This is a genomic window from Kitasatospora sp. NPDC096077 (assembly GCF_040303245.1).
GTDB lineage: Bacteria > Actinomycetota > Actinomycetes > Streptomycetales > Streptomycetaceae > Kitasatospora.
In genome coordinates, this window is the sequence record NZ_JBEOSV010000025.1 from 26,101 (window position 1) to 42,245 (window position 16,145).

Consider the following 16,145-nt stretch of genomic DNA (forward strand, 5'->3'; position numbering starts at 1 on the left):
ATGGGCAAGAAGGCCGCCAAGAAGGCGCCGCAGCGCCAGTCCACCACCGCCGTCACGGGCGAGATCCCCGTGGTCGGGGCCCGCGAGGACTGCCCCTGCGGCTCGGGCCGCCGCTACAAGGCCTGCCACGGCCGGGAGGCCTCGCACGCGGTGCAGGAGCTGGTGCACCGCCCGTTCGAGGGCCTGCCGGGCGAGGCCGACTGGGTCGCGCTGCGCGAGCTGGTGCCGGCCGCCACGGTGCCGCTGACGCTGGCCGCCGGCGTGGCCGCGACCGCCGAGGGTGACGTCCCGTCGGTGACCCTGGCCACCGTGCTGCCGCTGGCCTGGCCGGCCCTGCGCCGCCAGGACGGCTCGATCCTGCTCGGCCTGCAGACCCAGTCCTCCTCCGGCGACCTCAGCCGGGACCTCGCGGACGCCCTGGAGCTGGCCCTGGCCACCGAGCCGGGCAGCCCGGTCCCGGCCCGCCGGACCGTCCCGGGCGGCCGCCGTCTCCAGGACCTGCTGGACGCCACCGCCGCGTTCGCGCCCGCCGTGCACACCGGCTTCGAGTTCTGGCTGGAGGACGCCGAGACCGCCACCGGCGAGGTCGCCGCCTCCCTGGAGCGCGCCAACGCCTCCGCCATCCCGACCGAGAAGCTCGCGAGCGTCGACGCCGCCTACTGGTGCGGCACCCCGGACAAGAACCACCTGCGCTGGGTGATGACCGTGCCCGAGGAGCAGCTGCTGGACGCGCTGGCCCGGCTGAACGCGGCCGGCGAGGCCTCGCTCGGCCAGGACACCCGCCTGGTCGGCTCGTTCCGCGCGCACGGCCTGACCGTCCCGGTCTGGGACCTCCCGCTCGGCATGACCGCCGCCGACTGCGAGAAGCCGGCCGCCGAGTTCGGCGAGCGGCTCGCCGCCGTCCTCGCCGACGGCACCCCGCTGACCGCCGAGGAGCGGCGCGCCCGCGCGAACCTGGTGAACCGTCAGGTCACCTTGAACTAAAGCGCACCGGATCCGGGTGATACGCGTCACATTGTCGCCGTGAAGCCGCAATTTCCGGGCCTGGAGGGCGTCTTGGAAATTGGCGCCGGCGCGGATCCTTGTTACTGTCTAAAGAGTCCGGCCGCTGGTGCATCCCCCGTCGCCAGCGGCCGGATCTTTTGTTTTCCGGAACACCCCGCACCGCGGGGCCCGGAGTCCGGCTCCGGCCCGGCGGTCCGTCAGTACGCCGAGCGGCCACTGTCCAGCCGGACCGTCGCCTCCACCAACTCGCCCAGCAGCGGCCCGACCTGCGGCAGCCGGACCCCACCGTCCGCGGCCGGCCGCGGTGCCAGCACCCAGCGCACCCTCCCGGCCCCGCCGCCGGGCGGCAGCGGCAGGAAGCCGCCCGGCCCGTGATAGCGCAACGAGCCCGGCACCCAAGGGAGTTGGGCGAGCATCTCGCCCAGGGCGTCGAGCGAGTACGGGGCCACCAGCAGCGCGTAGCGCCCCGGCATCGCGAGCACCGGGCCGAGCGGCAGCCGCAGCGCGCCCAGGTAGACCAGCGCCCGGGCACCGGCCGCCGCGGGCAGGCTGACCGCGGAGACCGCGGTGCCGGTGGCCGCCAGCACCGGCGCGTCCGGGTTCTGCCGCTCCCACCACCAGCGCACCATCCGGGCGTCCGTGGTCGCGGCCAGCAGCGAGGGATCGTGCGGATGGGCGCCGGGGGCCGGACAGTCCGGCTCCCCGCAGGAACAGCGGCCGCCGCACAGCACCGTGCCCGGCACCACCGGCCAGCGGTGTTCCACGGCGGCCGTCAGGGCCGCGGCCAACCGGGCGGACGACTCCTGCGACTCCCGGGACTCCTGCACCTCGTGCGACCGGCTCTTCGGGCTCTTCGGGTTCTCACGCATGGCGCTCGTTCCTTTCCCTGACCGCTCGGTTCGCTCCGCCCCACCGACATCCGTCGGGACTCGCCACGCGGGCCCGCGGCGGCACGGCCCCGGGAGGACGCGAAGCGGGGCGGGCGGCATGGCGGACGGCGCGGCTACGACGTGGAGCACGGTGTGGAGCACGACATGAGAAGGGCCGCGCACTGGAACAGCCCTTGGAACGAGAATCCCGTATGCGACCGGATGGACGCCGCCCGGGCGCGCTTGGTTCCACCGTACGAGTGAGAGACTTCCGGCCAGCCGGGAGCGCGGGCGGCGCGGACATACGATCCGGACGGCCGCCCGGTCCGTTCCCTCCGTTCTGCCCGCTCCCGGCTCCCTCCATGCCTCCGGCCCCGACCGGCGCGCGCACGAACCGTGCACGCCCTCCGACCGGGTCGCGCCGATGTGGAACCGGCCACCGCGTCGTCCTGGATCTGGACATGCCCCGAATGGCCTGTGTAGAAGTGGTGCCATTGCTGTCGATCAATGACGAGTAGTAGCGAATCGAGGCGAAACACGCCCTTCGGCCGTACTCGCTCCACATTGGGCCGTTATCTGGGGGTTCCGCATGGCACGTAGCACCGCGTCAGGAGTGGCGGCATGACCAAGTCCCACCCGTCGGCGTCCCAGCCGTCGACGCCGACCGCAGAGCCGGGTGAGACCGGCTGCGCGGGCGGGCTCACCGTCCTCGACCCGGTCCTCGACCCGCCGCCGGGCCTGCCCGGCCCCGCCGACGCGCCGGAGGCCGGCGCCGACGACCCCACGGCACCCTCCACCGCGGTGCAGGACCGTTTGGCCGGACGCCTGTCCGATATCACCAGCCTGCACGAGCACACCGAGCGGCTCGCCCACGCCCGCGGCCTCACCGCCACCCTGGACGCCGTGCTCGCCTCCGGCGCCGCCCTGCTCGGCGCCGGCCGCGGCGTCCTGGTCACCCTGCTGCCCGGCGGCGGGCCCGGCCAGCCCGTCGGCCTCGGCCTCGACCGGGCCAGCCTCGGCGCCCTGGAGACCGTCCCGACCGAGCAGAGCCTGCTCGCCCGGCTGCTGCGCGACCGGGACCGGCCGGAACAGCTGCACTCCGTCGACCTCGCCGAGGACCCGGCGGTCGGCAACCGGCTGCGCGAACTCGCCGTCCACCTCGGCCTCGGCGGCGCCTACGGCCTCCCGCTCGCCACCGACGAGGAGGGCCCGCTCGCGGCCGCCGTCTGGTTCTACGACCGGCCCGCCGAACCCACCGAGTGCCAGCGCGAACTCGCCCGCCACTACTGCGGGATCGCCGCCCCGCTGCTCGCCAAGCAGCTGGAGGCCGACCGCACCCGGCGCACCACCGAGGCGCTGCGCCGCGGCCTGCTGCCGGACCACCTGCCGCAGACCGCCGGGCTGCGGCTGGCCGCCCGGCTCCTCCCGGCCGGCCTGGACCGCTCCAGCGGCAGCGACTGGTACGACGCCATCCCGCTGCCGGACGGCACCGTCGGCCTCACCGTCGGCTCGGTCTCCGGCGACGGCCTGGGCGCCGGACCCGGTTCCGCCCCCGGCGCGGCCGCCGCGATGGGCCGGGTCCGGGCCGCGCTGCGGGCCTACGCGGTGCTGGAGGGCGAGGACCCGGTCTCCGTCCTGGGCGACCTGGAGCTGCTGCTCAAGACCACCGAGCCGACCCGCACCGCCACCGCCGTCTACGCCTGGGTCGAGCCCGAGGAGCGCCGGGTCACCCTCGCCGGCGCCGGGCACTGCCCGCCGGTCCTGGTCGGCCGGCACGGAGCCGAGTTCGTCGAGACCTCGCTCTCCGCGCCGCTCGGCATGCTCGCCTGCTGGGAGGCCCCCGGGGTCGAGTTCACCGCCGGGCGCGGCGACACCCTGCTGCTCTACACCGAGGGCCTGGCCCGCCGCTGCGGCCCCACCCTGCACGCCGGCCAGGCCAACCTGCGCCGGGCCGCCGCCGACGCCCCGCGCGACGTGCGGATCGACCCGGACCGGCTCTGCGCCCACCTGCTGGCCGTCTGCGCCGCCCCGGACGCCGCCCCCGCCACCGACGACCTGCTGTTGCTGGCCGCGCGCTTCGAGTGACCGTTCGAGCAACGGTTCGAACCCGGAACGAACGGGCGGCCGGGCGTCCGTACCATGGACGCACGGCCGCCCGCGGGTGTCGCGACCCGACACCTCCCCCGAGGGCGGCGGTACCACCCCCAAGGAGGCGTTGCACGTGACCGAGGACCGGACCCCCGCGGTGGCCGAGAACCCCGAGGCCGAGGGCGGCGAGGAGTCGCCGCAGTTCAAGGGCCGCAAGAACGGTCTCTACGGCGAGATCTCGGACGAGCTGGCCGCCTCGATGAAGTCCGGCTGGGCCGACACCGAGCTGCACGGCCTCGCGCCGCTCGCCCAGGCCCGGTACGCCGCCGCCCGCCGCGCCGCGCTGTCCGCCGCCCACCCCGGCGTCCGGCTGGTCGTCCCGGCCGGCAACCTGCGGGTGCGCTCCAACGACACCGACTACAACTTCCGCGCCTCCAGCGAGTACGTGCACCTCACCGGTGACCGGACCGAGGACGCGGTGCTGGTCGGCGAGCCCACCGGCGACGCCGGCCACGAGTTCACCCTCTACCTGCTGCCCCGCTCGGACCGCGAGAACGGCGAGTTCTGGCTGGACGGCTACGGCGAGCTGTGGGTCGGCCGCCGGCACAGCCTGAGCGAGCAGGAGCAGCTGCTCGGCCTGCCCGCCCGCGACGTCCGCAAGGCCGCCGAGGAGCTGGCCGAGCGCGCCCGGGACACCGCCGTGCCGACCCGGATCGTCCGCGGCTACGACGCCGGCCTGGAGGCCGCGCTCGCCGACGTGCTGGACGCCGACCGGGACGCCGAACTCAAGGAGTTCCTGAGCGGCCTGCGGCTGGTCAAGGACGAGTGGGAGATCGGCGAGCTGCGCGCCGCCTGCGACGCCACCGTCAACGGCTTCACCGACGTGGTCCGCGAGCTCGGCCAGGCCGTCGCCACCTCGGAGCGCTGGATCGAGGGCACCTTCTGGCGCCGCGCCCGGGTCGAGGGCAACGACGTCGGCTACGGCACCATCGCCGCCGCCGGCCCGCACGCCACCACCCTGCACTGGGTCCGCAACGACGGCGACGTGCGCCCCGGCGAGCTGCTGCTGCTGGACGCCGGCGTGGAGACCCACACCCTCTACACCGCCGACGTCACCCGCACCCTGCCGATCAACGGCGCCTTCACCGAGCTGCAGCGGAAGATCTACGACGCGGTGTACGACGCCCAGGAGGCCGGCATCGCCGCGGTCAAGCCGGGCGCCCGCTTCCGCGACTTCCACGAGGCCTCGCAGCGCGTCCTCGCCGAGCGGCTGCTCGCCTGGGGCCTGCTGGACGCGTCCGTGTACGACGTCGAGAAGGTCCTGGAGCTCGGCCTCCAGCGCCGCTGGACGCTGCACGGCACCGGCCACATGCTCGGCCTGGACGTCCACGACTGCGCCCACTCCCGCACCGAGGAGCACGTCGACGCCCTGCTGGTGCCCGGCATGGTGCTCACCGTCGAGCCCGGCCTGTACTTCCAGCAGGACGACCTGACCGTGCCGGAGGAGTACCGCGGCATCGGCGTCCGGATCGAGGACGACATCCTGGTCACCGCCGACGGCAACGAGAACCTCTCGGCCGGCCTGCCGCGCCGCTCCGACGAGGTCGAGGCCTGGATGGCCTCGCTCGCCTGAGCCGGCCGCGAACCCCGGGCGAAGGGCCCGGCCTCCCCGTGCGGGGGGCCGGGCCCTTCGGCGCTACCAGACCAGCTTGAGCGAGATGTCCTGGTGGCCGAGCGCGGTGAGGTCACCGCCGTGGTACGGCAGCACGGCCTGCGCCCGCAGCGGCATGTCCCCCGGCCCGCTCTTGGGCCCCATGGTCAGCCGGTAGGTCAGCGTCCTCCGCTGCCCCGGGGCGAGCGCGAACAGGTCCTGGTCCGAGGCCTGCGCGTAGGCCATGCCGGCGTCCGGCGACATCGGCTTGGTCGTCCAGCCGCTGTCGGTCTGCCGCTCCAGCTTGCCGTCGTTGGGCAGCTGCGTACCGGGCAGGGTCGGCGTGCCCGCGTAGCGGTCCGTGAAGACCAGGGGTTCCACCTGGGCGTACGCGTGCTGGCTGGTGTTCTGGAAGGTCACCGTGAAGGTGGCGACCGCGCTTCCCACCCGCAGCGACTGACCGGTCGTGAGGCCGTCGATGCTGACCGCGATGTCGTTCGCGGTCGGGGCCGCGCTGTCGTTCGCCGCGGGGGTCGCCGACAGCGCGGACTCGCGATCGCCCACGTCCAGGCTGTCGACGATCGACGCCAGCCCGGCCTGGTAGTCGTCCTTGAGACCGACCGCCGAGACGAACACCTGGTCCTGGGGCACGGCCCAGACCTGCGCGGTGAAGGCGTCCTGGCCACAGGTCACCTGCCACTGCGACTTGGCCCCGGGACGGCCGGCGACCGTGGGGGTGCTCTTCGTCGGCCCGACGGCCTTGACCGACTCGCCCGCGGCCGGCGGGTGCGGGTTGCCCCAGACCGGACAGTCGGGCTGGTGGCTCCAGCCGCTCTGCGCGTCGAGGTCCTCGACCGCCGGCCAGCCCGGCGACCCCGGGTCGAAGACCGCCAGGTCCACCCCGTACGGCCGGCAGTCCTGGGCGGAGGCCGTCTGCGGGGCGCCCGGGCTCAGCACGCACAGGTGGAGGTCCGCCTTGCCGTAGGGCTGGACCCGCCAGCCCGCCGGCACCTTCAGCTTGACGCCGCGGAACTCGACCGGCGTGCTCGGCCCGGTCGGCGCGCCACCGGTCGACCGGGACGTCGTCGAGGGGGAGCCGGCGGCCGGCGTGTCCGTCCCCGCCGCGGCGCTCCCGGTGGCGCTCGGCGTGGCCGTCGGGGAGGCCGTGGCCGTCGGGCTGGGGGAAACCGTCAGGCTGGCGGCCGGGGGCGGGGGGACGTCCCGCTTGGCGACCGGGTCGCCGTGGAAGGCCAGCAGGCCGATCGCCGCGGAGGCGGCCAGGGCGAAGATCGGCACGGCGGTCAGGTACACCGGGCGCAGTCGCCGCACCCGGCCCTTCGGGGGCGCGGCCGGGCGCAGGCTGTGCGGGGTGATCACGGACGTCCGTGCGGCCATCGCCTCACGGAGCAGCCGTTCCGTCGGGGTCTCGGCCGGGCCGTCGCGGTCAGCGCCGCCCGAGCGGGGGAACTCGTCGGTCATCGAACCTTCTCCAGATGCTTTTCCAGGGCGTCCAGGGCCCGGCTGGCGGTGGACTTCACGGCGCCCCGGGACAACCCCAGGGCCTCGGCTATCTGCGCCTCCGACATGTCGGACCAGTAGCGCAGCACCAGCACCTCGCGCTGGCGGGGGGTCAACTCCTGCAGCGCGACGAGCACCCTCCGGTGCTCGTCGTTGAGCACGGCGTGGTCCTCGGCGGAGGGCGCGTCCGCCTCGTGCGGGGGCACGTACTCCCGGGCGGTCCTGCGGCGGCGCAACATCGAGCGGGCGCCGTTGACCACCGCGGTGCGGAGGTAGCCGAGCGCGTTGTCGAGGTCGTCCAGGTTCTCGCCGTAGCGCTGGTAGAGCTGGGTGAAGGCCTCCTGCACGACGTCCTCGGCCAGGTCCTGATGGTCGACCAGCAGAACGGCCATCCGGACCAGGCCCAGCCGGTGGGCGTGGTACAGGTCGGTCAGGGTGGGCCGCTCCTCCGCGGGCTTGCGGCCGCCGCGCAGCAGCCGGAAACCGGAACGGCGCTGCGTTACCTGCTGTTCGGCGGCGGGCACGGTGCCCGGCTCGTCGACCTCCTGGGCGCCGAACAGTGCGACGACCACGCCGCGGACGGCACGGAGCCCGCTCGCTCCACGGAATCCGCGGACGGAGGGGCCGCGTCCCGGCCGTGGCGCGGCGAACGGCCCGATGGCCATGGACATGTGCGGTTCTGCTTTCCCCCGGGACGGTGACGGCGCCTTCGCCGGACCGTCGATTCACCTGATCAAGATCGTGATCGGGGAGATCCTCGCAGCCGCCCTCGGCCCGGTTCCCTCCACCCCCGTACTGATGGACGTGTGACGGGGGTGGAGGTTGCAGGGGGGTTCGAAGAACTTTCCGGGATGGCCGCGACGGCTACACTCACCGGGATTCCGCCACCCGTGAGCAGGGGGTTCGCATGGCCGAGCAGACCACCGAGCAGATCGCCGGGCAGACCGCCGAGGACCGGATCGCCCGTCCCCGCCCGGTGCCGGTCACCATCGGCCGCCGCCCGGAGCCGGTGCACGACGTCGCGGTGTACGCCTTCGAGGGCATGGCGCCGTTCGAACTCGGCGTGGTGGTCGAGGTGTTCGGGCTGGCCCGGCCCGAGCTGGGCGGGCTGCTGGCGGCGCCCTGGTACGGACTGCGGGTGTGCGCCGACCGGCCGGGGACCCCGCTGGACACGGTGGGCGGCTTCGCGCTGACCGCCCGGCACGGCCTGGACGACCTCGCGGCGGCCGACACCGTCGTCGTCCCCGGGGTGCGCAACGCCTTCAGCGGCGAGGTCTCCCCCGGCCTGGTCGAGGCGCTGCGGACCGCGCACGAGCGCGGCGCCCGGATCGTGTCGATCTGCTCGGGCGCCTTCGCGCTGGCCGCCGCCGGACTGCTGGACGGCAAGGAGGCGACCACCCACTGGCGGTACGCCGAACTGCTCCAGCAGCGTCACCCGCGGGTGCGGGTCAACCCGGACGTGCTGTACGTGGACAACGGCGACGTGCTGACCAGCGCGGGCAGCGCCGCCGGGATCGACCTGTGCCTGCACCTGGTCCGCCGGGACCACGGCGCCAAGGTGGCCAACAGCGTGGCCCGGCGCTTCGTGGTGGCGCCGCACCGGGACGGCGGGCAGGCGCAGTTCATCGAGGCGGCGGTCCGCCCGGTCGAGGAGGACGAGGACGGGGTCGCCCGCAGCATGCAGTGGGCGCTGGACCACCTGGCCGACCCGCTGACCGTCTCGGTGCTGGCCCGGAGCGCCCGGATGTCGGACCGGTCGTACCTGCGGCACTTCACCGCCCGCAACGGCACCAGCCCGATGCGCTGGGTCGTCACCCAGCGCATCGCGGCCAGTCTGGCGCTACTGGAGTCGCCGGAGGGGTCGGTGGAGGAGATCGCCGCGGCGGTCGGCTTCGAGAGCGCGGCGACCTTCCGGCACCACTTCGGCCGGGTGATGCGGACCTCGCCGACCGCGTACCGGCGCTCCTTCGGGCGCGGGGTGGCGTAGGCCCTCCGCTCCGAGGCCCGCGCCGCTTCCTACGTGCGGGGGCCTTCGCCGTTACGCGTTCTCGCGCCGGTCGGCGTTGGCGACGATGGCGTCGTGCAGCCACTGCGCCAGGCCGGGGGCGAGCTCCTCGTAGGTGGTGGTCCAGCGCGGGTCCTGGACGTACAGGCAGCCCAGGCCGCGGTGGATGGTGAACGTGCAGTCGTAGAAGTTCCGGCTGATGTGCTGCCGGTGCTCCTCGGCGAGGTCCATGGCCACGGTGCCGTCGGCGGGCTCGCCGGCGGTGAGGGCCTCGACCAGGCGGGTGTTGAGCGCGGTCATCTCGCCCTGGATCCGCTGCCAGTCCTCCTTGCCGTAGCCGCCGGTGCGGCGCTGGGACTCCGCCCAGGCCTCGGTCCGGCCCCAGCGCTGTTCGGCCTCCTGCTCCCACTCCTCCCGGTAGCCCTCGCCGAAGATCTCGAACTTCTCCTCCGGGGTCAGCTGAACGCCCATTCTGCGTGCCTCCATGGCGTGTTCGACGGCGGTGGCGAGTTCCTGGAGGTGCCTGATCCGGTCGGTCAGCAGCGCGTGCTGCCGCCGGAGGTGCTCGCTCGGGCTGACCGAGTCGTCGTCCAGGATCGCCGCGATCTCCTCCAGGGCGAATCCGAGCTCGCGGTAGAACAGGATCTGCTGCAACCGGTCGAGGTCGGCGTCCACGTACCGGCGGTAGCCGGACCTGGTGCGGCCCGCGGGGGACAGCAGCCCGATCTCGTCGTAGTGGTGCAGGGTCCGGACGGTCACCTTGGCGATCTTCGCCACGGCGCCGACCGGGTAGCCCTCGTCCCCGTTCATCCGGAACTCCTCCCTGGTGGTGACCACCACCCTCCGCTCTCACGTCGCGTGAGGGTCAAGCCGTGGCCCCGGGAGGTCGGCTCAGGCGCCGACCAGCTCCCGCTCGCGCCGCCGGGCGGACCGCCGGCGGCCGTCCCCGCCGCGCTGGGCCGGTGGCCGGGGCCGACGGGTCTGCTGGGTGGGCCAGAGCAATACGTAGGCGGCGGAGACCACCACGAAGGCGAGCCGGACGAAGCCGCGGGCCGCGTCGGAGGGCAGCAGCAGCGTGCCACCGTACAGCGCGACCAGCGCGATCCAGCTCCACCACGGCACCAGCCGCTTCTGCCCGACCGCGTCCCAGAGCAGGGTGCCGAGCAGGATCGAGGCCGTGTAGTACGTGTAGACGCTCGGGTCGAGCAGGATCCGGGCGTCCGCGCCGAGCAGCACCACGGCCGGCCAGCGGCCGCGCCAGACCGCGATGCAGCCCAGGCCGATGCCGAGCGCGAACTGGGTCGGGCGGTCCCACCAGGGGGTGGACGGATCGGTCACCCCGAACCAGCGCAGCGCCGAGGCGGGCTGGTTCGGGATGGTGAACTTGGCCGCCGCCATGGTGTCCAGGTTGCCCAGGTAGAACGGCAGCCAGGCGATCGCGACCAGGAAGCAGAACCAGAGCACGGTGCGCAGCCAGGCCGGCCGGGGCAGCGCCAGGATCAGCGGCGCGAAGGCCAGCGCCCAGGGCTTGGAGTCCACCGCCAGGGCCAGGAAGATCGCGACCTGGACGGGCTTTCCGCGGGCCAGCGCGTGCGCGGCGAGGGTGGTGAAGAACAGCGCGAGGACGTCGTCCAGGTGCGCGAAGCGGACCGACACCTCGACCCACATCGGGATGAACGCCAGGCCGGCGATCAACAGCCGCTGCTGGAGCCGGCGGTGGTTGGTGCCGGTGCCGAGGTAGTACAGCGCGGCGGTGCGGCCGACCAGCACCAGCATCACCAGGCCGAGCCCGGCGCTCACCGCCTCGGCGATCAGCTGGCCGATGTGCGGCGGGAACGGGGCGGTGAGCCGGGCCGCGGCCAGGCTGACCGGGCCGATCTGCAGCTCCGGGTGGTGGGCGTAGAGCGAGAGGCCACCGTCGGACTGGTGGCTGAAGAGCAGTTGCTCGCCCTGGCGCAGGTAGTGCCAGGAGAAGCCGCCGCTGGGCTCCACCAGGAAGAACCAGAGCACCGTCCATGCCGTCAGCAGCACATGGTGCCTGCGGAGTGGCAGGCCCGCGATCCGACCGGTCGCGGACTCGTAGTCGGTGGTGGTCTGTGCTGTGCGCAGTCCCCGCACTTGTCCCTCTCCCCGCCGTTCCGCCCCCTCCGGCCGGACATCCTATGTGACGGACGAGAACGGCCCGCGCCGCCCGAAGGTTCGACCTCGTGGACGGCACGGGCGGCCCGGCCGGGCCCTGGTCGGCCAGGGCCCGGCCGCGCCGATCGGGCCTGGGTCAGCCCTGCTGGGCCGACTTGCGGCGACGCAGCACCACGAGGGTGCCGACACCGGCGAGCAGGACGGCGCCGCCGGCGGCCGCGATCGCCGTGGTGTCGTCACCGCCACCGGTGGTGGCGAGGGCCTTGTCCGCGCTGTCGGCGGCGGTCTTGGCCTTGGTGACGACGGCCGGGGTGATCTTCGGCGGGGTGACCTTCGGCACGTCCACCGGGAAGTCGATCGGCTGCTGGGCGCCGTCGGTGCTGCTGCCGGACGGGGCCGGGGTGGTGGTCGTGCCGGAGCCGGAGTCGGTCGGGGAGGCGGACGGCGAGGCGGTGCCGGTGGCCGGGGTGGTCGGCGCGGGCGTGGTCGGGGCCGCCGTGGTCGGGGCCGCGCTGGTGGGCTCGGTGGTCGGGGTCCCGGTGGTCGGCGCGGTGGTGGGGGTCCCCGTGGTCGGCGCGGTGGTCGGGGTCGGGGTCGGCTTCCCGGTCTTGGTCGGGGTGGGGGTCGGGCTGGGCTTGCCGCCGCCACCGGCCTTGATGGTGAAGCCGGCGCCCTTGATCCCGTCGCAGCTGAAGTGGCCGTTGTCGGACTCGTCGTCGGCGTTGGCCTCGTAGGCCACCGGCACGACGCCGGCCTTGCCCAGCGGGGTGTCCTTGGTGAAGGAGACCCGGATGTCGATGTCGATCCGCTTGCCCGGGGCGATGTACAGCAGCGCGTCGTCGGCGGCGTCACCGGCCTCGTTCACGCCGCCGAGCAGGATCAGCACCGCGCTGTCGTCACCGTCTCCGCCACCGGGCGCTATGGAGCCGGTCTTCCAGGTGCCGCCACCGGGCAGCCCGGACGGCAGCTGGTACTCGACCTTGAGGTCCTTGGCCTTGAGCGTGCCGGCCTTGTTCTTGAACTTCAGCAGCGGGAAGGCGACGAAGTCGTTCTTGGTGGAGTTCTGGATCCGGTAGGAGAAGACGCGGGCGTTGCCGCCGGCGACGAAGGTGTCCGGAACACCGCGCACCGAGAGGTCCAGGCTCTGGTGCTTCGCCTGCGCGGCCTGAACGGCGGCGGCGGACGGGGCGGCGGCAGACGGGGCCGCGGCGGACGGGGTACCGGCGACGCCGACGGCCATGGCGCCCTGGGCGCCGGCCAGTACGAACGAGGACGCGAGCGCGGCGGCGCCGGCAAGGGCAAGACTGCGACGAATCGACAAGGAGACCTCACGGAAGTGTCCGGGCGAGGCCCGGGCGCGAGGGACGGGCGCAGACGCCGCATGCCCCCCGCGAAGCTGAAATTCCGACGGAGAGTACCGAACGTTTCAGCCACTTCGGAAGGCAGGTGCCCTGTTGTGGGTCGTTATCCGACCGTGGACGTCCGAATCGCCCAACTCCGTCCTACGGTAGGGCTTTTGCGCTTGCCCGGAGATGGCCGCAAGGTGACGGGTACACGTCCGGAGGACGGTACCGCACGGGCGGGGATGGCGTGAATCCATCGGTCCGCCCGTGCGGTCGGCCCGCGAGGGTCGGTTCGCGGAGGTCGCTTCGCGGAGGTCAGCTCGTGGAGGTCGGTTCGCGGAGGTCAGCTCGCGAAGAAGGACTTGGCCGCGATCAGTGCCTGCTCGTCGTTCAGCACGTCGCCCGGGCGGGTGCCGTTGCCGATCAGCGCGCCACCCCAGCGCATCTCCATGTAGTCGGCGATCAGCTTCAGCGTGCCGATCATCGGCTCGGCCTTGTCCGCCGTGCCGGCCAGGACGGTGACGTCCCACACGGTGCCCCCGCGCAGGGCCGCACGGAGGTCCACCCCGGGCACCCGGAACCAGGCCGACCAGTAGTCGAGGTAGAGCTTCACGCTGGTCGGCAGGGTGTACCAGTACACCGGCGCGACGAAGACCAGGTCGGTGGCCGCCTGGGTGGCCTCCAGCAGGGTCCGCTCGTGGCCGACCGGCTCCGGGTAGCTGCCGTCGCCGGTGTGCCGCAGGTCCTGGAAGGGCGGCAGCGGGTGGTCCGCGAGCCGCAGCCACTGCTGCTCGGCACCCTCGGGCAGGCTCGACTCCGCGGCCAGCCGGGCGAGTTGCTCGGTGTTGCCGCCGACGCGCGAACTGGCGTCGAGGAACAGGAAACGGCGCGGCGCCTCGGCGCCGGACGACTGCTCGGTCATCGGGTACTCCCCCTCGTCAGGTACTGCGGACAGAGGGGCGAGCGTCCGCGGCGCGCCAGGTATTCCGTGCGCCCTGACCGGGTCCGGTCAGGGCGTCCGATCATGATCCGGCCAGGACGTCCGGTCGGGGCGGACGGTCGGGGCGTCCGGTCGGGACCTGGTCCGCGGCTCAGTCCGGCAGGCCGGCCCGACGGCGGGCGACCTCGGCGACGGCGGCCCAGTCCTTCTCGCCGTCGCCGTGCGCCAGCGCGTCCAGGAAGGCGTCCCGCAGGATGCCGCCGAACGGCAGCGGGACGTTGCGCGCGGCCCCGGCCTCCAGGGCCAGGCCCACGTCCTTGAGGCCGAGCGGCAAGCGGAACCCGGCCGGTTCGTAACGGCGTTCGGCCACCATCGAGCCGTAGCCGGAGTAGACCGGGCCGGGGAAGAGCGTGCTGCTGAGCATCTCGACCAGGTCGGTGGGCCGCACACCCTGGGCCTCGGCCAACGCGCACGCCTCGGCCATCGACTCGATCGCGCAGGCCAGCAGGAAGTTGGTGCTGATCTTGGCGGTGTTGGCCTGCCGGGGGTGGTCACCGAAGTGCCAGACGCGCTCGCCCATCGCCGCGAACAGCGGCCCGGCCCGGTCCAGCAGTTCGGGCGCGCCCGCGACCAGGATGTTGAGCTTCCCCGCCGCCGCGACCGGGGGCCGGCCGAGGACGGGCGCGGCGACGTACCCGATGCCGTGCTCGGCGTGCAGCTCCTCGGCGCGCTCGGCCAGCGCGAGCGAGATGGTGGCCATGTTGACGTGCAGCGTGGCCTTGGCGCCCGCGAGCAGCGCGGGGTCGAGCAACAGCCCTTCCACCGCCCGGTCGTTGGCCAGCATGGAGACCACCGTGTCGGCCGCGAACACCTCGGCGGGCGAGCCGGCCGCCTCGGCGCCCTGGGCCACCAGGGCGGCCACCGGCTCGGGTGAGCGGTTCCAGACCCGTACGGCGTGACCGGCCCGCAGCAGGCTGCCCGCCATGCCCTGGCCCATCGCGCCCAGCCCCACGAAACCGACCGTCGCCCCGCTCATCCGCGCACTCCCGTCGCCGCAGCCATCCGTACGTTGGTCCGTCCGGAGCCGACTGTACGTCAGGTGAGCGAGCGAACCGGGGCCCGGCGAGCGGCCGGGGTCCGGCGCACGGGCCGGGTACCGCGCGCCGGTACCGCTAGGCGACCCGGACCGGGCGGCGGAGGCGGCCTGCGGCGGCCCCGCGCTCCAGCTCGGTGACCACCCGGTGGCGCAGCAGCTCGTACTGGGCCTGGAGCCGACCGGGGCGGGCCGGGCGGGCGACCGGGCGGCCGGGGCCGACCAGCTCCCCCGGGCCGAACTGCTCACGGGTGAGGTCGATCTCGAAGCCGGTGGCGAAGCGGTTCCACCAGTGGAGGTCCGTCCGGACCCCGTCGACGTGCACTTCGCCCATCATCAGCTCGCCGCCGAGCAGGTCGTGCACCACCATGGCCGTCACCCCGCACTGGCCGCGGGCGGGATTGTCGGGACGCCAGTGGGCCAAGTCCTCGGGCGCACAAGTGTCGACACCCCAGGAGGAGCGGATCGCACGTTCGATGTCGTTGAGGGTCCACGCCGTCATACCGGGAAGCCTGCCACGCGGCACTGACAACGACACCGGCTTTTCAAAGGGTCATCGCCTGTTCTGCGGCGACCCTCCCCTTGTTCACCCGATCGAGGACGGCGCGCGGCACCGACCGCGGGCCGGTACGGGGGCGGGAACGCGTCCGGCCGGTCGGCCGCGGGGGCGGTCCGACCGGCCGGGGCGGGTCACTTCGCCAGTGCGGCGACGCCGGCCTGCGCGAACTGCTCGTCCAGGTCGCCGCTGGGCGCGCCCGCGACGCCGATCGCCGCGACCGGGGCGCCCTTGGACTGCACCGGGGCACCGCCGGCCAGGAACAGCGTGCCCGGGATGTCCTTGAGGTTCGGGGCCTGGGCGAGGCGCTTGGCCAGCTCCGAGGTCGGGGCGTTCCAGGAGACCGCCGTGTAGGCCTTGCGCTCGGCCGACTCGGGCGCCTGCGGGCCGGCGCCGTCGCCCTTGAGCAGGACCCGGGTGACGCCGTCCCGGTCGACCACGGCGACCGAGACGTGCTGGCCGGCCTTGGTCGCCGCGTCCAGGGCGGCCTGGGCGGCGCGGGTGGCGGCGTCGATGGTCAGACCGGTGTTCTGGGCGAGGTTCTTGTTCTGCGCGTCGACCTTGGCGGCGGCCGGCACGGCCGGGGTCTCGGTGGTCTCGGCGTTGGCCGAGACGGCGCCCACGCCGGCGGCGGCGAGCGCGGCGACGGCGACGGTGCCGGTCAGCACCCGGGCGCGCACGGAGGTCTTCTTCATGGTCCAGCTCCTCAACTCAACGGGACCGCACGGTCCGTGACGGGTTCGCGGGGTCCGTGACGGGTTCGCAACGGGGTTCGCGGGCCGGGCGGCGGGGGGACCGCCCGGCTCTGCTTCGATCCTCCGGCCGGACCCGGGCGCGCGGCATCGACGGTCCGGCGCGACCGTCCGGGCATGATGGAGGACGGCGCCGTCAACCGATCGGCTGATGCGGGACCGGGCCGGACGGGCCACCATCGAGGG

At 74.1% G+C, this 16,145-nt stretch carries 15 protein-coding genes; 5 read left to right on the forward strand and 10 right to left on the reverse strand.

Annotated elements, in window-relative coordinates; all coding sequences use genetic code 11:
* On the forward strand, nucleotides 1-984 hold the full coding sequence (locus ABTZ03_RS22145) for a DUF5926 family protein (protein ID WP_350514838.1): 984 nt from the start codon (nucleotides 1-3) through the stop codon (nucleotides 982-984).
* 218 nt (nucleotides 985-1,202) lie between these two features.
* Here the strand turns inward: ABTZ03_RS22145 and ABTZ03_RS22150 are convergent, their stop codons facing one another.
* Nucleotides 1,203-1,874 carry a bifunctional DNA primase/polymerase gene (locus tag ABTZ03_RS22150; protein ID WP_350514765.1) on the reverse strand — a complete coding sequence of 224 codons (672 nt, stop codon included), beginning with the start codon at nucleotides 1,872-1,874 and terminating at the stop codon, nucleotides 1,203-1,205.
* Nucleotides 1,875-2,495: 621 nt separating this feature from the next.
* On the opposite strand from ABTZ03_RS22150, the gene ABTZ03_RS22155 reads away from it, so the two are divergent.
* Both ABTZ03_RS22155 and ABTZ03_RS22160 read left to right on the forward strand, forming a co-directional pair.
* Nucleotides 2,496-3,959 carry a PP2C family protein-serine/threonine phosphatase gene (locus ABTZ03_RS22155; RefSeq protein ID WP_350514766.1) on the forward strand — a complete coding sequence of 488 codons (1,464 nt, stop codon included), beginning with the start codon at nucleotides 2,496-2,498 and terminating at the stop codon, nucleotides 3,957-3,959.
* 136 nt (nucleotides 3,960-4,095) lie between these two features.
* On the forward strand, nucleotides 4,096-5,595 hold the full coding sequence (locus ABTZ03_RS22160) for an aminopeptidase P family protein (protein WP_502894548.1): 1,500 nt from the start codon (nucleotides 4,096-4,098) through the stop codon (nucleotides 5,593-5,595).
* A gap of 63 nt (nucleotides 5,596-5,658) precedes the next feature.
* Here the strand turns inward: ABTZ03_RS22160 and ABTZ03_RS22165 are convergent, their stop codons facing one another.
* Together ABTZ03_RS22165 and ABTZ03_RS22170 are read right to left on the reverse strand one after the other, a co-directional pair.
* Nucleotides 5,659-7,092, reverse strand: a complete 1,434-nt coding sequence (locus ABTZ03_RS22165; RefSeq protein ID WP_350514767.1) for a hypothetical protein — start codon at nucleotides 7,090-7,092, stop codon at nucleotides 5,659-5,661.
* A complete protein-coding gene (locus ABTZ03_RS22170) occupies nucleotides 7,089-7,607 on the reverse strand; it encodes an RNA polymerase sigma factor (RefSeq protein ID WP_350514840.1) in 519 nt (172 codons plus the stop codon). Before ABTZ03_RS22170 ends, ABTZ03_RS22165 begins: the two co-directional genes overlap by 4 nt.
* 193 nt (nucleotides 7,608-7,800) lie before the next feature.
* On the opposite strand from ABTZ03_RS22170, the gene ABTZ03_RS22175 reads away from it, so the two are divergent.
* Together ABTZ03_RS22175 and ABTZ03_RS22180 are read left to right on the forward strand one after the other, a co-directional pair.
* The gene (locus ABTZ03_RS22175; RefSeq protein ID WP_350514768.1) at nucleotides 7,801-7,941 is read left to right on the forward strand and encodes a hypothetical protein; all 141 of its coding nucleotides are present in this window, start codon (nucleotides 7,801-7,803) and stop codon (nucleotides 7,939-7,941) included.
* 97 nt (nucleotides 7,942-8,038) lie between these two features.
* Nucleotides 8,039-9,118, forward strand: coding sequence for a helix-turn-helix domain-containing protein (locus ABTZ03_RS22180; protein WP_350514769.1), 1,080 nt, complete (start codon nucleotides 8,039-8,041; stop codon nucleotides 9,116-9,118).
* A 51-nt stretch (nucleotides 9,119-9,169) separates the two neighbouring features.
* Here ABTZ03_RS22180 and ABTZ03_RS22185 read toward each other — a convergent pair whose 3' ends face one another.
* The 7 genes from ABTZ03_RS22185 to ABTZ03_RS22215 form a co-directional block, all read right to left on the reverse strand.
* Nucleotides 9,170-9,946 (reverse strand): MerR family transcriptional regulator, encoded by a 777-nt coding sequence (locus tag ABTZ03_RS22185; RefSeq protein ID WP_350514770.1) that lies wholly within the window; start codon nucleotides 9,944-9,946, stop codon nucleotides 9,170-9,172.
* An 81-nt stretch (nucleotides 9,947-10,027) separates the two neighbouring features.
* Complete coding sequence (locus ABTZ03_RS22190; protein WP_400917079.1) at nucleotides 10,028-11,254, reverse strand: hypothetical protein; 1,227 nt, start codon at nucleotides 11,252-11,254, stop codon at nucleotides 10,028-10,030.
* Nucleotides 11,255-11,411: 157 nt separating this feature from the next.
* Complete coding sequence (locus ABTZ03_RS22195) at nucleotides 11,412-12,596, reverse strand: LPXTG cell wall anchor domain-containing protein (protein WP_350514771.1); 1,185 nt, start codon at nucleotides 12,594-12,596, stop codon at nucleotides 11,412-11,414.
* Between the two features lie 365 nt (nucleotides 12,597-12,961).
* Nucleotides 12,962-13,540 carry a flavodoxin family protein gene (locus ABTZ03_RS22200; protein ID WP_350514772.1) on the reverse strand — a complete coding sequence of 193 codons (579 nt, stop codon included), beginning with the start codon at nucleotides 13,538-13,540 and terminating at the stop codon, nucleotides 12,962-12,964.
* Between the two features lie 169 nt (nucleotides 13,541-13,709).
* Entirely contained in the window at nucleotides 13,710-14,594 is an 885-nt protein-coding gene (locus ABTZ03_RS22205; protein ID WP_350514773.1) for an NAD(P)-dependent oxidoreductase, read from the reverse strand.
* A gap of 136 nt (nucleotides 14,595-14,730) precedes the next feature.
* A complete protein-coding gene (locus ABTZ03_RS22210) occupies nucleotides 14,731-15,153 on the reverse strand; it encodes a YunG family protein (protein ID WP_350514774.1) in 423 nt (140 codons plus the stop codon).
* 188 nt (nucleotides 15,154-15,341) lie between these two features.
* Complete coding sequence (locus ABTZ03_RS22215; RefSeq protein ID WP_350514775.1) at nucleotides 15,342-15,902, reverse strand: GlcG/HbpS family heme-binding protein; 561 nt, start codon at nucleotides 15,900-15,902, stop codon at nucleotides 15,342-15,344.
* Nucleotides 15,903-16,145 lie beyond the last annotated feature (243 nt).

Coding starts and splice junctions, on each gene's coding strand:
- ABTZ03_RS22175 (WP_350514768.1), top strand. CDS start 7,801: ATGTGCGGTTCTGCTTTCCCCCGGGACGGTGACGGCGCCTTCGCCGGA.
- ABTZ03_RS22205 (WP_350514773.1), bottom strand. CDS start 14,594: ATGAGCGGGGCGACGGTCGGTTTCGTGGGGCTGGGCGCGATGGGCCAG.
- ABTZ03_RS22150 (WP_350514765.1), bottom strand. CDS start 1,874: ATGCGTGAGAACCCGAAGAGCCCGAAGAGCCGGTCGCACGAGGTGCAG.
- ABTZ03_RS22200 (WP_350514772.1), bottom strand. CDS start 13,540: ATGACCGAGCAGTCGTCCGGCGCCGAGGCGCCGCGCCGTTTCCTGTTC.
- ABTZ03_RS22210 (WP_350514774.1), bottom strand. CDS start 15,153: ATGACGGCGTGGACCCTCAACGACATCGAACGTGCGATCCGCTCCTCC.
- ABTZ03_RS22155 (WP_350514766.1), top strand. CDS start 2,496: ATGACCAAGTCCCACCCGTCGGCGTCCCAGCCGTCGACGCCGACCGCA.
- ABTZ03_RS22145 (WP_350514838.1), top strand. CDS start 1: ATGGGCAAGAAGGCCGCCAAGAAGGCGCCGCAGCGCCAGTCCACCACC.
- ABTZ03_RS22185 (WP_350514770.1), bottom strand. CDS start 9,946: ATGAACGGGGACGAGGGCTACCCGGTCGGCGCCGTGGCGAAGATCGCC.
- ABTZ03_RS22165 (WP_350514767.1), bottom strand. CDS start 7,092: ATGACCGACGAGTTCCCCCGCTCGGGCGGCGCTGACCGCGACGGCCCG.
- ABTZ03_RS22180 (WP_350514769.1), top strand. CDS start 8,039: ATGGCCGAGCAGACCACCGAGCAGATCGCCGGGCAGACCGCCGAGGAC.
- ABTZ03_RS22215 (WP_350514775.1), bottom strand. CDS start 15,902: ATGAAGAAGACCTCCGTGCGCGCCCGGGTGCTGACCGGCACCGTCGCC.